9 protein-coding genes are annotated in these 14,103 nt (G+C 73.0%); 4 read left to right on the top strand and 5 right to left on the bottom strand.

Going from position 1 to position 14,103, the window contains the following annotated elements; all coding sequences use genetic code 11:
• Positions 1 to 21: 21 nt before the first annotated feature.
• Together dapD and dapC are read right to left on the bottom strand one after the other, a co-directional pair.
• The gene (dapD, locus tag ACFQZY_RS07105) at positions 22 to 846 is read right to left on the bottom strand and encodes a 2,3,4,5-tetrahydropyridine-2,6-dicarboxylate N-succinyltransferase (protein WP_377414390.1); all 825 of its coding nucleotides are present in this window, start codon (positions 844 to 846) and stop codon (positions 22 to 24) included.
• 5 nt (positions 847 to 851) lie between these two features.
• Complete coding sequence (dapC, locus tag ACFQZY_RS07100; protein WP_377414388.1) at positions 852 to 2,054, bottom strand: succinyldiaminopimelate transaminase; 1,203 nt, start codon at positions 2,052 to 2,054, stop codon at positions 852 to 854.
• 107 nt (positions 2,055 to 2,161) lie between these two features.
• Here dapC and smc point away from each other — a divergent pair, with 107 nt between their 5' ends.
• The 4 genes from smc to ACFQZY_RS07080 all read left to right on the top strand — a co-directional run bounded on the left by smc (position 2,162) and on the right by ACFQZY_RS07080 (position 9,341).
• The gene (gene smc / locus ACFQZY_RS07095; protein WP_377414386.1) at positions 2,162 to 5,677 is read left to right on the top strand and encodes a chromosome segregation protein SMC; all 3,516 of its coding nucleotides are present in this window, start codon (positions 2,162 to 2,164) and stop codon (positions 5,675 to 5,677) included.
• A gap of 85 nt (positions 5,678 to 5,762) precedes the next feature.
• On the top strand, positions 5,763 to 6,812 hold the full coding sequence (locus ACFQZY_RS07090; protein WP_377414384.1) for a cell division protein FtsZ: 1,050 nt from the start codon (positions 5,763 to 5,765) through the stop codon (positions 6,810 to 6,812).
• A gap of 44 nt (positions 6,813 to 6,856) precedes the next feature.
• Positions 6,857 to 8,911 carry an NAD-dependent DNA ligase LigA gene (gene ligA, locus ACFQZY_RS07085; protein WP_377414381.1) on the top strand — a complete coding sequence of 685 codons (2,055 nt, stop codon included), beginning with the start codon at positions 6,857 to 6,859 and terminating at the stop codon, positions 8,909 to 8,911.
• 97 nt (positions 8,912 to 9,008) lie between these two features.
• On the top strand, positions 9,009 to 9,341 hold the full coding sequence (locus tag ACFQZY_RS07080) for a KGG domain-containing protein (protein WP_377414379.1): 333 nt from the start codon (positions 9,009 to 9,011) through the stop codon (positions 9,339 to 9,341).
• Between the two features lie 19 nt (positions 9,342 to 9,360).
• On the opposite strand, the gene ACFQZY_RS07075 is transcribed toward ACFQZY_RS07080, so the two are convergent.
• The 3 genes from ACFQZY_RS07075 to ACFQZY_RS07065 form a co-directional block, all read right to left on the bottom strand.
• Complete coding sequence (locus ACFQZY_RS07075) at positions 9,361 to 10,581, bottom strand: ATP-binding protein (protein ID WP_377414376.1); 1,221 nt, start codon at positions 10,579 to 10,581, stop codon at positions 9,361 to 9,363.
• A 154-nt stretch (positions 10,582 to 10,735) separates the two neighbouring features.
• Entirely contained in the window at positions 10,736 to 11,674 is a 939-nt protein-coding gene (locus tag ACFQZY_RS07070; protein ID WP_377414373.1) for a sodium-dependent bicarbonate transport family permease, read from the bottom strand.
• An 84-nt stretch (positions 11,675 to 11,758) separates the two neighbouring features.
• Complete coding sequence (locus ACFQZY_RS07065; protein ID WP_377414370.1) at positions 11,759 to 14,095, bottom strand: ATP-dependent DNA helicase; 2,337 nt, start codon at positions 14,093 to 14,095, stop codon at positions 11,759 to 11,761.
• Positions 14,096 to 14,103: the final 8 nt, after the last annotated feature.

The raw sequence follows: 14,103 nt of genomic DNA, 5'->3' as shown, positions 1-14,103 counted from the left end.
CGGGTGCGCCCGTGCGCGGTCTCAATCGCGCAGCAGGTCGTTCAGGCTGGTCTTGGCGCGGGTCTGGGCATCCACGCGCTTGACGATGATCGCGGCGTACAGGCTGTACTTGCCGCCGTCCTTGGGCAGGCTGCCGGAGATCACCACCGAGCCGGCCGGCACGCGGCCATAGCTCACCTCGCCGGTGGCGCGGTCGTAGATCGGGGTGCTCTGGCCGATGTACACGCCCATGGAGATCACCGAGTTCTCCTCGACGATCACGCCTTCCACGATCTCGGAGCGGGCGCCGATGAAGCAGTTGTCCTCGATGATGGTGGGGTTGGCTTGCAGCGGCTCGAGCACGCCGCCCAGGCCCACGCCGCCCGAGAGGTGGACGTTCTTGCCGACCTGCGCGCAGGAGCCGACGGTGGCCCAGGTGTCGACCATGGTGCCTTCGTCCACGTAGGCGCCGATGTTCACGTAGGAGGGCATCAGGATCGCGCCCTTGGCGATGTAGCTGCCGCGGCGGGCCACGGCGGGCGGCACCACGCGCACGCCGGTGGCGGCCATTTCCTCGGGGGTGAGGTGGGCGAACTTGGTCTGCACCTTGTCGTAGAAGCCCAGCTCGCCGGCCTTGATGACCTCGTTGTCCTTCAGGCGGAAGGACAGCAGCACCGCCTTCTTGATCCACTGGTGCACGGTCCACTGGCCCACGCCTTCACGGGTGGCCACGCGCAGCTTGCCGGTGTTCAGCTGGGCGATGACGTGTTCGACCGCGTCGGCCACTTCCTTCGGGGCGGACTTGGGGGACAGGCTGGCGCGGTTCTCCCACGCGGTGTCGATGATCTGTTGCAGTTGCTGGGTCATGGGGTTCACTCGGTTCTGGATGGGACGCGGTTTTTGACGAATTGCACGATGCGCTGGGCCGCCTCGAGGCATTCCGCGGTGTCGGCCACCAGGGCCATGCGGATGCGGCCGGCGCCGGGGTTGTGGCCCTGGGCCTCGCGGGCCAGGTAGCTGCCCGGCAGGACCGTGACATTGTATTGAGCGAGGAGGTCGCGGGCGAAGTCCTCGTCGCTGCCCTGCACGCCGGCCCACAGGTAGAAGCCGGCGTCGGGCAGGGCCACGTCGAGCACGCCGGACAGCAGGGGCGTGACCTCGGCGAATTTCCGGCGGTACATCGCGCGGTTGTCGACCACGTGGGCCTCGTCGTTCCAGGCGGCGACGCTGGCGGCCTGGACCATCGGGCTCATGGCGCTGCCGTGGTAGGTGCGATAGAGCAGGAACTGCTTGAGGATGGCGGCGTCGCCGGCCACGAAGCCGGAGCGCAGGCCCGGCACGTTGGAGCGCTTGGACAGGCTGGTGAAGGCCACCAGGCGCTCGAAGCCGGCGCGCCCGATCTTGGCCGCGGCCTCCAGGCCGCCCAGGGGCGGCTCCTCGCGGAAGTAGATCTCGGAGTAGCACTCGTCCGAGGCGATGATGAAGCCGTGGCGGTCGGACAGCTCGAACAGCTTGCGCCACTCCTCCAGCGGCATCACCGCGCCGGTGGGGTTGCCCGGCGAGCACACGTACAGCAGCTGGGTGCGGCGCCAGACCTCCTCGGGCACGCTGTCCCAGTCGACCGCGAAGTTGCGGGCCGGGTCGCTGGGCGCGTAGTACGGGGTGGCCCCGGCCAGCAGGGCCGCGCCCTCGTAGATCTGGTAGAACGGGTTCGGGCAGACCACCACCGCGTCCCGCGTCGGGTCGATCACGGTCTGGGCGAAGGCGAACAGCGCCTCGCGCGAGCCGTTCACCGGCAGCACCTGGGTGGCGGCGTCCAGCGCCAGGCCGTAGCGGCGCTCCAGCCAGCCGGCGCAGGCGGCGCGCAGGGCCGGGTCGCCCGCGGTGGGCGGGTAGGCGGCGAGGCCGGAGAAGGCGGCCGTCATGGCCTCCAGCACGAAGGGCGGGGTCGGGTGCTTGGGTTCACCGATGCCCAGGCTGATCGGGCGGTAAGAAGGATTCGGTACAACGCCCGCGAACAGTTTCCGCAGCCGCTCGAACGGGTAGGGCTGCAGCTTGGCCAACAGGGGATTCATGCCCGGGATTATCCCCGGAGCGCGGCGGTCGCTCGGGTAACATCAACGATCCCCCGCCCGCAGCCGCTGCCCGCGGGGTTCTGCTTTCAACACACAGGATTCCACGCGTGCGCCTGACGTCGATCAAGCTCTCGGGTTTCAAGTCGTTCGCCGAACCCACCAACTTCATGCTCCCCGGCCAGCTGGTGGGCGTGGTCGGGCCCAACGGTTGCGGCAAGTCCAACATCATGGACGCGGTACGCTGGGTGCTGGGCGAGTCCAAGGCCAGCGAGCTGCGCGGCGAGTCCATGCAGGACGTGATCTTCAACGGCACGACCCACCGCAAGCCCGCCTCGCGCTCCTCGGTGGAACTGGTGTTCGACAACGCCGACCACCGCGCCGGCGGCCAGTGGTCGCAGTTCGCCGAGATCGCCGTCAAGCGCGTGCTCACGCGCGACGGCACCAGCAGCTACTACATCAACAACCAGCCGGTGCGCCGCCGCGACGTGCAGGACGTGTTCCTGGGCACCGGCCTGGGCCCGCGCGCCTACGCCATCATCGGCCAGGGCACCATCAGCCGGATCATCGAGTCCAAGCCCGAGGAGCTGCGCCTGTTCCTCGAGGAGGCCGCCGGCGTCTCCAAGTACAAGGAGCGCCGCCGCGAGACCGAGAACCGGCTCTCCGACACCCGCGAGAACCTGACCCGGGTCGAGGACATCCTGCGCGAGCTGAACGCCAACCTCGACAAGCTGGAGAAGCAGGCCGAGGTGGCCCAGCGATACAACCGCCTGCAGGCCGACGCCACCCTCAAGCAGCACCAGCTGTGGTTCCTCAAGCGCGCCGAGGCCGAGGTCGACCAGGTGCGCCTCAAGCAGGAGGCCGACCAGGCGGTCAACGACCTCGAGTCCCGCGTCGCCGACCTGCGCCATGTGGAGGCCGAGCTGGAGACCATCCGCCAGGCCCATTACGCCGCCGGCGACCAGGTGAACCAGGCCCAGGGCGCGCTCTACGAGGCCAGCGCCGAGGTGGGCCGGCTGGAGGCCGAGATCCGCTTCGTGGTCGAGGGCCGCCAGCGCGCCGAGCAGCGCCTCGCGCAGCTGAAGGAGCAGGCCGCCCAGTGGGCCGCCCGCCGTGACGACGCCTCGGCCGAACTGGAGAACCTCGCCGGCCTGGGCGTGGAGGCCGAGGAGCAGGCCATGCTGCTGGCCGCCCAGGTCGAGGACCAGGCGACCCAGCTGCCCGAGCTGGAGGAGGCGCTGCGCCAGGCGCAGGCCAAGTCCACCGAGCAGCGCGGCAGCGTGGCCCAGGTCCAGCAGCAGATCCAGGTGCTGGCGGCGGACCAGCGCAATATCGAGGAGCAGTCGCGCCAGCTGAACCTGCGCCGCGAGCGCCTGGCGTCCGACCGCAATGCCCTGGCCGCGCCCGACGAGCAGCGCCTGGCCGGCCTGCAGGAGCAGCTGGCCGCGGCGCAGGAGGCCGCCGAGGCCAGCGACGCGCGCCTGCACGAGCTGCAGGAGCAGGTGCCGGCGCTCGACGAAGACCGCCGCCACCGCCAGGGCGAGCTGAACGCGCAGACGGCGCGCCAGTCCGACCTCTCGGCCCGCCTCGAGGCGCTCAAGGCGCTGCAGGAGAAGGTGCGCACCGACGGCAAGCTCCAGCCCTGGCTGGCGAAGCACGGCCTCGACGGCCTGCAGGGCCTGTGGAGCCGCATCCACATCGAGGCCGGCTGGGAGAACGCCCTGGAGGCCGCCCTGCGCGAGCGCCTGGCCTCGCTGGAGGTGTCGCGCCTGGAGATGGTCAAGGCCTTCGCCGCCGACGCGCCGCCCGCCAAGCTGGCCTTCTACACCCCGCCGGCGGCGGCCGCGCCCGAGGCGGCCGGCGCGCTGCCGCGCCTGGCCGACCTGCTGCGCCTGAACGACGCCGGCCAGAAGGCCCTGCTGGCCGACTGGCTGCAAGGCTGCTTCACCGCCGCCAGCTTCGAGGACGCCCTGGCCCAGCGCGAGCGGCTGCAGCCCGGCGAGGTGGTCTACACCGCCGCGGGCCATGCGGTGAGCCGCCACAGCGTGAGCTTCTTCGCCCAGGACTCCGAGCAGTCCGGCCTGCTGGCGCGCCAGCAGGAGATCGAGAACCTGGACAAGCAGCTGCGCGCCCAGACCCTGATCCTGGAGGAGGCCCGCGGCGCCCTGGTGCGCGCCGAGGCCGCGTACACCGACGCCTCGCAGCGTCTGGTCGGCGTGCGCCGCGAGGCCAGCGAGGCCCAGGCCCGCGCCCACGAGCTGCAGGTCGAGACGCTGCGCCTGTCGCAGCTCGCCGAGCAGACCCGCGCCCGCAGCCAGCAGATCGCCGGCGACCTCGCCGAGGTCGATGCCCTGCTCGAGGAACTGCAGGAGCGCCGCGTCACCGCCGAGGCCCGCTTCGAGGAGCTGGACATGCAGCTGGCCGACAGCCAGGAGCGCCATGCCCAGCTCGACGAGCGCGTCATCGAATGCGAGCGCAGGCTGGCCGAGGCCCGCGAGCAGCAGCGCAGCCTGGAGCGCCGGGCGCAGGAGGCGCAGTTCTCGCAGCGTGCGCTGGACGCCCGCCGCGCCGAGCTGCAGCGCGCCATCGAGACCGCCACGCAGCAGGCCACCAGCATCGCCGCCGAGGAGCAGCGCGCGCACGACGAGCTCTCCCGGCTGACCGATGCCGCCGCCCAGGCCGGCCTGCAGAACGCGCTGGACCTGAAGCTGGAGCGCGAGAAGGCGCTGGGCGCCAAGCGCAGCGAGTACGACGACCTCACCGCCAAGCTGCGCGCCAGCGACGAGCGCCGCCTCACGCTGGAGCGCGCCCTCGACCCGCTGCGCCAGCGCATCACCGACATGCAGCTCAAGGAGCAGGCCGCGCGCCTGGGCCTGGAGCAGTACGCCCAGCTGCTGGCCGATGCCCAGGCCGACCTCGAGGCCGTGCGCCAGTCGGTGGAAGCCGGCGGCGTGCGCCTGGCCGGCCTGCAGGGCGAGATCGACCGCCTGAACCGCGAGATCACCGCGCTGGGCGCGGTCAACCTCGCGGCGCTGGAGGAGCTGGCCTCGGCCCGCGAGCGCAAGCAGTTCCTGGATGCCCAGTCGGCCGACCTGAACGAGGCCATCACCACCCTGGAGGACGCGATCCGCAAGATCGACGGCGAGACCCGCGAGCTCCTGGGGGGCACCTTCAAGATCGTCAACGAGCACTTCAGCCGGATGTTCCCGGAGCTGTTCGGCGGCGGCAACGCCAAGCTCGTCATGACGGGCGAGGAGATCCTCGACGCCGGCGTGCAGGTGATGGCCCAGCCCCCGGGCAAGAAGAACCAGACCATCCACCTGCTCTCGGGCGGCGAGAAGGCGCTGACCGCCATCGCCCTGGTGTTCGCCATCTTCCAGCTGAACCCGGCGCCCTTCTGCCTGCTGGACGAGGTGGACGCGCCGCTGGACGACGCCAACACCGAGCGCTACGCCAAGCTGGTGGCGAGCATGTCCAAGGGCACGCAGTTCCTCTTCATCTCGCACAACAAGATCGCGATGGAAATGGCAGAACAACTCATTGGCGTGACCATGCAGGAGCAGGGCGTCTCGCGCATCGTGGCCGTCGACATGGAGTCGGCCGTCAGCATGGCGGAGGTGGCATGAGAGCGCTGCGCCGGGCCGCCCCGAGCCAGCTCGCGCCCCCTCGGGGGGCAGCGACGGACACAACGTGCCGAGCGTGGGGGCAAGCATGACCGAGTTCTCCATGGGCCTCGCGGTCCTCGGTGGCGCGACGCTGCTGGGGCTGGTCGGATGGAACGCCTGGAGCGCGCGCCGCAACACGCCGCGCCAGCCCGAGCAGGCTGCCGCGCCGCCGGTGGAGCCGACGATGGCGCCCGGCGCCGTCCCCGAGCCGACCGAGCCCTCCCTCGAGGAGGACACGCCCCTGGGCCCGGTGCCCGCGCCCGAGCGCAAGCCGGGGCTGGACGCGCTGATCGACGTCATCGCCCCGATCGGTCTGGACGAGGGCCAGGTGGTCTCCGGCGACGCCGCCATCGCCGCGTTGCCCCACACCCGCCGCGTGGGTAGCAAGCCCTTCGCCGTCGAGGGCCAGAACGAGCGCACCCGCGAGTGGGAGGCGCCGGTCGCCGGCCACCGCTACACCGCCTTCCAGGCCGGCGTGCAGCTCGCCAACCGCAACGGCGCGCTCAACGAGATCGAGTTCTCCGAATTCGTGGTCAAGGCCCAGGCCTTCGCCGACGCGGTGGGCGGCACGCCCGACTTCCCCGAGATGCGCGACGAGGTGGCCCGCGCCCGCGAGCTGGACCAGTTCGCCAGCGCCCACGACGCGCAACTGAGCCTGAGCCTGCGCGCCCGCCACGCGGCCTGGAGCCCGGGCTACGTGCACCAGCACGCCGCCCGCCTGGGCTTCGTCGCCGGCGTGATGCCGGGACGCATGGTGCTCGCCTCGCCGGTGCCCGGCGCGCCGCCGGTCCTGGTGCTGTCCTTCGACACCCAGGCCGCCCTGGCCGAGGACCCGACGCAGGCCGCCCTGCACGAGCTCACGCTGAGCATCGACGTGCCCCAGGTGCCGCGCAGCGAGCAGCCTTTCGTGCGCATGCGCGAGGCCGCTGCCGCCCTGGGCCAGTCGATGGAGGGCGTGCTCACCGACGACCGCGGCCACCCGATCCGCCCCGAGGCGCTGGACGCCATCGGCGCCGACCTGGAGGGCCTGTACGACACGCTCGACGCGCGCGACCTGTCCGCCGGCTCGCCCCAGGCCCGCCGGCTTTTCAGCTGAGGCTTCCCCTGACTTCCGACCTGTTCGACGACGCCCCCGAGGGCGTGCCCGTCGCCGCGCAGGAGCGCGCCGACGCCCTGCGCGAGCTGCTGCACCACCACGCCCACCGCTACTACGTGCTCGACGCGCCGGAGATCCCGGACGCCGAGTACGACCGCCTGTTCCAGGAGCTGCAGGCGCTGGAGGCGCAGTACCCCTCGCTGGCCGTGCCCGGCTCGCCCACGCAGCGCGTGGGGGGCAGGCCGCTGGAGGGCTTCGCCAAGGTGCGCCACCGCGTGCCGATGCTGTCCATCCGCACCGAGACCGACATCGAGGACACCGGTGCGATCAACTTCGACGCCCGCGTGCGCCGCGAGCTGGGGCTGTCCGAGGACGCGCCGCCGGTGGACTACGTCGCCGAGCTCAAGTTCGACGGCCTGGCGATCAACCTGCGCTACGAGCGCGGCGTGCTGGTGTGCGCCGCCACCCGCGGGGACGGCGAGGTCGGCGAGGACGTGACGCAGAACATCCGCACCATCGGCCAGGTGCCGCTGCGCCTGCCGGCGGGCGTGCCCGAGGTGCTGGAGGTGCGCGGCGAGGTCTACATGCGCCGCGACGACTTCGAGGCGCTCAACGAGAACCAGCGCGCGCGCATCGCCCAGGGCCACCGGCACGAGAAGACCTTCGTCAACCCGCGCAATGCCGCGGCCGGCGCGGTGCGCCAGCTCGATCCCGCGATCGCCCGGCAGCGGCCGCTGTCGTTCTTCACCTACGGCTGGGGCGAGGTGGTCGGCGCGCCGGACTGGCAGTCGCACCATGAGGTGCTGCAAAGCCTCAAGGCCTGGGGCTTCCCGGTCTGCGCCCGCGTGCAGCGCGCGCGCGGCGCCGCCGAGCTCGTCGCCTACCACCAGGCCGTGGGCCGCGACCGCGACCAGCTGCCCTTCGACATCGACGGCGTGGTCTACAAGGTCGACAGCCTGGCGCTGCAGAAGCAGCTGGGCTTCGTCACCCGCGAGCCGCGCTGGGCGGTGGCGCACAAGTTTCCCGCGCAGGAGATGGTCACCACGGTGGAGGCCATCGACGTGCAGGTCGGCCGCACCGGCAAGCTCACGCCGGTGGCCAAGCTCAAGCCGGTGTTCGTGGGCGGCGTGACGGTCACCAACGCCACCCTGCACAACGAGGACGAGGCCCGCCGCAAGGACGTACGCGTGGGCGACCAGGTCATCGTGCGCCGCGCCGGCGACGTGATCCCCGAGGTCGTCGCCGTCGTCCCCGAGCCGCGCACGCACGACCACCCGCCCTTCACCATGCCGCGCCAGTGCCCCGTGTGCGGCAGCGAGGCGGTGCGGGAGGAGGGCGAGGCCGACTACCGCTGCACCGGCGGCCTGTTCTGCGGGGCGCAGCGCAAGCAGGCGCTGCTGCACTTCGCGCAGCGCCGCGCCCTGGACATCGAGGGCCTGGGCGAGAAGCTGGTGGACCAGGTGGTCGACGCCGGCATCATCCGCACCCTGCCGGACCTGTACCGCCTGGGCCTGGCGAACCTGGTGGCGCTCGATCGCATGGGCGAGAAGTCCGCGCAGAACCTGCTGGAGGGGCTGGAGCAGTCGAAGTCGACCACGCTGCCCCGCTTCCTCTTCGGCCTGGGCATCCGCCACTGCGGCGAGGCCACCGCGCGCGACCTGGCCCGCCACTTCGGCACGCTGGACCGGATCATGGACGCCAGCGTCGACCAGCTGCTGCAGGTGCCCGATGTCGGCCCGGTGGTGGCCGAGAGCCTCCACACCTTCTTCGCCCAGCCCCACAACCGCGAGGTGGTGGAGCAGCTGCGCGCCTGCGGCGTGCACTGGCCCGAGGGCGAGCCCGCGCCGCAGGCCCAGCTGCCGCTGGCAGGCAAGACCGTCGTCCTCACCGGCACGCTGCCCACGCTCTCGCGTGACGAGGCCAAGGAGCTGCTCGAGGCCGCCGGCGCCAAGGTGGCCGGGTCGGTGAGCAAGAAGACGCACTGCGTGGTGGCGGGCGCCGAGGCCGGCAGCAAGCTGGACAAGGCGCGCGAGCTGGGCATCCCGGTTCTCGACGAGGACGGTTTGCGGGACCTGCTCAACAACGGAGGAATTCTGTAGGACGAGAACTAATTAGCTACCACCGGCACCCACGGCCCCGGATGGCTCTTCAGAATTTGAAGCCTCATCCATGTCCAACAAATCAGGGAGAAGCCAAATGGACACTACCGGTAGCACTGTCACGTCCCCAGCCACCGCCGCCGACGAGGCGGCATCCACCCCCGAGGCCCGCCAGGCCGCCGCGAGCGCAGCGGCCGAGGCCCTCATCCCGCCACCGGCCCGCGCCAAGCGCGGTTTCGCGGTGCTCAGTCCCGAAAAGAAGCGCGAGATCGCGAGCATGGGCGGCAAGGCCGCCCATGAACACGGCCGCGCCCACCGCTTCACCAGCGAGGAAGCCCGCGCCGCCGGCAAGAAGCGGCACCAGCTGCGCATGCTCGCCGCGGCCCAGGCCGCCGCGGCGGCCGCCAAGGACGGCGGCAAGACCTCCTGAGCGGCCCGCCCTGCGGCGCTCAGGCCGGGGCCTTCACCCCGGCCAGCAGCGTCCGCAGGGCCTCCAGGTCGGCCGGCTTGGTGAGGTGGTGGTCAAACCCCGAAGCCTGCGCCCGCGCCCGATCTTCCGACGCCCCCCAGCCCGTCAGGGCCACCAGCACCGGGGGGCGTTTTCCATGGGCCTGCTGCGTGCGCAAGGCACGCGCGACGGCATAGCCGTCCATTCCCGGCAGGCCGATGTCCAGCAGCACCACGTCCGGCGCCTCGCGGGCGACCGCGGCCAGGGCCTGCGGGCCGTCGCGGGCCACCACCACCGCGTGCCCGTCCAGGCGCAGCAGCAGGGCGAGGCTGTCGGCCGCATCCTCGCTGTCGTCGACCACCAGGATCCGCAGGGGCGCCGGCGCGGGGCCGGCCGGTGGGGCGCCGTCCGCCCCTTCCGCCCCTTCCGCCCGGGGCGCTCCGGCGGCTGCCGGCGGCTCCACCAGGGGCAGGCGGACGGTGAAGCTGCTGCCCTGGCCCCGACCCGCGCTGGCCGCGGTGACCCGCCCGCCGTGCAGGCTCACCAGCGCATGGACCAGCGCCAGCCCGATGCCCAGGCCGGCGCGCGGCGCGTCGCGCTGGGCGCCGCCGGCAGGCAGCTGCGCGAACATGCGGAAGATGCGAGGCAGGGCCTCGGGCGGGATGCCGATGCCGTCGTCCCGGACCTGCACCACCGCCAGTCCCGGCTCTTCCCAGGCGCGCAGGCCGATATGCCCGCCGCGCGGGGTGTAGCGCGCCGCGTTGTTCAGGAGGTTCGACAGCACCTGGCACAGGCGGGTGTCGTCGCCGTCGACCCACAGCGGCGCGTCGGGCAGGTCCAGCTCGAAGGCATGCCCGGCATCGCGGATCTGCGGCTCGCTGATCTCGGTGGCGTGCTGGATCGCGTCGCGCAGGTCCACGCGCTGGCGCCGCAGGGCCAGCTTGCCGGCGCGCAGGCGGGACATGTCCAGCAGGTCCTCGACCAGTCGGCTCAGGTGCGTGACCTGCCGGTCCATCATCGCCAGGGTGCGCCCCCGCGTGTGCGGGTCGCCGGTGTGCCGCAGGACATGCAGGCCGTTGCGCAGCGGCGCCAGCGGGTTGCGCAGCTCGTGGGCCAGGGTGGCCAGGAACTCGGTGTCGGGCGGGCGGCCCGGCGGGGGCGCGCCCGCGGGGCCGGGCGGGGCGGCGGGAGGCGGGGGCGGCGTCGGGGGCGGCTGCGCCATGGGGGCGTCCCGGGTGGGGTGCGGCCAGTGTAGTGGCGCGCACCGCCGGCCCCGGGCCCGGCGTTCCCGGCCGTGGGCTTTGTTTCGTGACTTGGCTCCGGTAACCCTGCGGCCGCGGAGGCCGCCCCGCGCCCCGGGCCAGGCGATCAGCCGGTCAGGCCGTGAGCCAGCGCGCCAGCTGCACGTACAGCGGGATGCCCACCAGCAGGTTGAACGGGAAGGTGATGGCCAGCGCCGCGGTGATCGAGAGCGCCGAGTTGGCCTCGCTGACCGCGATGCGCATGGCGGTGGGCGCCGCGATGTAGCTGGCGCTGGCGGCCAGCGTCGCCAGCAGGGCCACGCCGCCCGGGGTCAGGTCCAGCAGCAGGCCGGTGCCGGCGCCTGCCAGCGCCAGCGCCGGGGGCGCCAGCAGGGCGAAGCCCACCAGCCGCAGGCCGTAGCGGCGGATCTCGGGCAGGCGCTCGCCCACCACCAGGCCCAGCTCCAGCAGGAACAGCGCCAGCACGCCCTTGAAGGGATCGATGAAGACGGCCTGCATCGCCGCCATGCCGCTGTCGCCCGCGGCCGCGCCGATCAGCAGGCCGCCCACCAGCAGCAGGACCGACTTGCCGAGGAACACGTCATGCCCGAGCTGCGCCCAGGGCGTCGTTTCGCTGCCCTGGCGGGGCCAGCGGGCCAGGAAGATGGCGGTGACCAGGCCGGGGGCCTCCATCAGCGCGACCCACAGGGCGGCGTGCGGCTCGAGCGCGAGCCCGGACTTCTGCACATAGGCCGCGGAGACCGCGAAGGTCACCACGCTCACCGAGCCGTAGTGGCCGGCCAGCGAGGCGCTGTCGGCGCGGTTGAAGCCCAGCCCGCGCAGCACCGGCACCAGGATGAAGGGAATGGCCGCGCCCAGGGCCAGGCAGCCGGCCACCTCGGGCAGCAGCTCGCCCAGGGGCTGGCGGCTCAGTTCAACGCCGCCCTTGAGGCCGATGGCCAGCAGCAGGTAGAAGGACAGGATGTCGTACAGCCCGTCGGGCAGTTTCAGGTCGCTGCGCACCAGGCGTGCAAGCAGGCCGAGAAGGAAGAAGAGGACGATGGGGTCGGCCATGGGGGCTCAGGCTCCAGGGGATCGGGATTCAGGCAAAAAAGCGCCGAATTGTCGCCGAATCCGTAATAACCCGAGTTCTGAGGCTCAGCCGGCCACCTGCGGCCGCCACCAGCGCGGCAGCATGGCGCGCACTTCGGGGCGGCAGAAGCGGTCGTCGATCAGCCAGACCACGCCGCGGTCCTCCCGGGTGCGGATCACGCGGCCGGCGGCCTGCACCACCTTGCGCAGGCCCGGGTAGAGGTAGGCGTAGTCGAAGCCCTGGCCGAAGGCGGCCTGCAGGCGGCCCCGCAGCAGCTCGTTCACCGGATTGACCTGGGGCAGGCCGAGGGTGGCGACGAAGGCGCCCACCAGCCGGTCGCCGGGCAGGTCGATGCCCTCGCCGAAGCTGCCGCCCAGGACCGCGAAGCCCACGCCGCGCCCGCCGGGCTCGAAGCGGGCGACGAACTCGCGCCGCGCCTCCTCGCGCATTCCGGCCGACTGCTGCCACTGCGGCACCCCGGGGTGGTCCTGCGCGAGGCGGGCCGCCACCGCGCCCAGGTACTCGTAGCTGCTGAAGAAGGCCAGGTAGTTGCCCGGGCGCTCGGCGTACTGGCGCGCGATGAGGTCGGCGATCGGGCCGACCGAGCGGGCCCGGTCGGCCCAGCGGGTGGAGATGCGCGGCGCCAGGCGCACCTCGAGCTGGTGGGCCTCGAAGGGCGAGTCCACCTCGACCCACACCGTGTCGGCGGGCAGGCCCAGCGTGTCGCGGCAGAACGCCGGCGGGCCGAGGGTGGCGGAGAACAGCACCGTGGCATGGGCGGCGGCGAAGCGCGGCGCCAGGTGCGGCGCGGGCAGGAGGTTGCGGATGCACAGCACGGTGGCGGGCTTGCCGCGGCCGATCCCGCCTCCGGCCGCGCGTGTGATGTCGAACACCGAGTGCGGCCCGAAGGTCTCGGCCAGCCGGGTGAAGGCCAGGGCATCGAAGAGGAACTGCTGCAGGTCGGCGGCGGCGGCATCCGGCGCGCCGGGAGGCGTCTCGGCCAGGTGGTCCGAGATCGCCGCTGCGGCCAGCTGCAGGGCCTTCACCAGGCGATCGGGCAGCGCGTCGCTGGCGACGTAGTCGCAGGCCTGGTCGCGGACCGCCTCGCGCCAGGCGCGGGCCAGCTTGTCCAGCGGCTTGGCCAGGGCCGCCGGGGCCCGCTTGCGCAGGCCCCGCAGCTGCAGCTCGTGCAGCGTGGCGGTGTACATGCCGCGCGCCCGCTCGAGGAGGTTGTGGGCTTCGTCCACCAGCACCGCCACCCGCCACGCCTGGTCCTGCGCCAGCGCGTGGAGCAGGGCGCTGGTGTCGTAGACGTAGTGGTAGTCGCCCACCACCACGTCGGCCCAGCGGGCCAGCTCGTGCGAGAGCCAGTAGGGACAGACCGCGTGCGCGCGGGCGACCTCGCGCAGCGTGGCCTGGTCGGCGGTGCCGGCCGCGAGCGCCTGGGCGCGGGCGGCCGGCAGGCGGTCGTAGAAGCCCTGGGCCAGCGGGCAGGACTCGCCGTGGCAGGCCTTGTCCGGGTGCTCGCAGGCCTTCTCGCGGGCGGTGAGTTCCAGTACCCGCAGCGGCAGGCCCTGGGGCGTGCGCAGGCGGGCCAGGGCGTCGAGCGCGAGCTGGCGGCCCGGGGTCTTGGCGGCGAGGAAGAAGACGCGGTCCAGCCCCTGGGCCGGCAGCGCCCGCAGCAGGGGGAACAGGGTGCCGACGGTCTTGCCGATGCCGGTGGGGGCCTGCGCCATCAGGCTGCGGCCCTGGCGCGCCGCGCGCCACACGGCCTCGGCGAGCTCGCGCTGGCCGGGGCGGAACGCGGCGTGGGGAAAGGGCAATTGCGCGAGCGCGGCGTCGCGGGCGGCGCGGTGGGCAGCCTCCTGGCGGGCCCACGCGACATAGGCCCGGCACTGGGCCTCGAAGAAGGCGCGCAGCGAGGCGGCGTCGTGGGCCTCCTCGATCACCGTTTCCTCGCCGCTGCCCAGGTCCAGGTAGACCAGGGCCAGGGTGAGGGCGGGCAGGCCGCGGGCCTCGCAGAGCATCGCGCCGTAGACCCTGGCCTGGGCCCAGTGCAGGGCGCGGTGGTTGGCGGGCTGGCGGGCGAGGTCGCCGCGGTGGGTCTTGACCTCCTCGAGGCGCCCGGCCACCGGGTCGAAGCCGTCCGCGCGGCCGCGGACCCGCAGCGGGCCCCAGTCGGACTGCAGCGGGATCTCGGCCTGGTAGCTCGCCGGCCGGCGGCCCGCGACCAGTTGGTGGCCCAGGAGGCCCTGGAGCCCGGTGGGCGAGGGGGTGAAGCGCAGGTCCAGGTCCCCCGCGCGGGCGGTGAAGCCGCACAGGGTCCGCACGGCCACGGTCAGGCCGGGCTCGGCGGCGGGTGCGGCGGCGGGTTCAGGTGCAGGCGGGAGCAGGGCGGCCATGGACCCCC

It is taken from the genome of Ramlibacter sp. GCM10027632 (assembly GCF_042675325.1).
Classification (GTDB): Bacteria; Pseudomonadota; Gammaproteobacteria; order Burkholderiales; family Burkholderiaceae_C; genus Ramlibacter.
Note: the sequence above shows the minus strand (reverse complement) of the source record. Positions and strands in the feature narration are given on the sequence as shown.

Bases quoted from the DNA above. Each gene is read 5' to 3' on its own strand.
- dapD (WP_377414390.1), bottom strand. From the start codon at position 846: ATGACCCAGCAACTGCAACAGATCATCGACACCGCGTGGGAGAACCGC.
- dapC (WP_377414388.1), bottom strand. From the start codon at position 2,054: ATGAATCCCCTGTTGGCCAAGCTGCAGCCCTACCCGTTCGAGCGGCTG.
- ACFQZY_RS07090 (WP_377414384.1), top strand. From the start codon at position 5,763: ATGACCGAGTTCTCCATGGGCCTCGCGGTCCTCGGTGGCGCGACGCTG.
- ACFQZY_RS07080 (WP_377414379.1), top strand. From the start codon at position 9,009: ATGGACACTACCGGTAGCACTGTCACGTCCCCAGCCACCGCCGCCGAC.
- ACFQZY_RS07075 (WP_377414376.1), bottom strand. From the start codon at position 10,581: ATGGCGCAGCCGCCCCCGACGCCGCCCCCGCCTCCCGCCGCCCCGCCC.
- ACFQZY_RS07070 (WP_377414373.1), bottom strand. From the start codon at position 11,674: ATGGCCGACCCCATCGTCCTCTTCTTCCTTCTCGGCCTGCTTGCACGC.
- ACFQZY_RS07065 (WP_377414370.1), bottom strand. From the start codon at position 14,095: ATGGCCGCCCTGCTCCCGCCTGCACCTGAACCCGCCGCCGCACCCGCC.